This is a genomic window from Streptomyces sp. DT190 (assembly GCF_049846985.1).
Lineage (GTDB): Bacteria > Actinomycetota > Actinomycetes > Streptomycetales > Streptomycetaceae > Streptomyces.
Genome location: NZ_JBNCNM010000083.1, coordinates 1 through 394, shown reverse-complemented (window position 1 = coordinate 394; position 394 = coordinate 1). Strand labels below are relative to the sequence as shown.

The window sequence follows — 394 nt, the reverse complement described above, 5'->3', positions numbered from 1 at the left end:
CCGGCCCGCTCCAACCGCGCCACCAACTCGCGCGCACCCGCAGCCTCCAGGCCACGACGGGAAGTCAGCACCAGATGGCGTACTCCGTGCTCACGGACCAGATGGCCGGCGAGGGCACGGCCCAGTTCGCCCGTGCCGCCCGTCACCAACACCGCACCCTCAGCATCGAACAGGGTGTCCGGCAGTCCGTCGCCGCCCGTCTCACCGCGCTGCGCCGCCGGCACCGGCACCAGCCGCGCGGTGCGGATCTCACCGTCGCGTAGTGCCAGTTCGGGCTCGCCGGACGCGGTGACGGCTCGCTCGACGTCGTTAGGGGAGGTTGTGGTGTCGAGGTCCAGGAGCCGGATCACGCGGTCGGGGTATTCGGCCCGCACCGAGCGCAGCAGACCCCACA

At 72.1% G+C, this 394-nt stretch carries 1 protein-coding gene; it reads right to left on the bottom strand.

The window, feature by feature from the left end:
• The coding region (locus ACPXCS_RS39705) for a KR domain-containing protein (protein ID WP_425971256.1) at positions 1–350 on the bottom strand (350 nt) is incomplete at its 3' end.
• Positions 351–394: the final 44 nt, after the last annotated feature.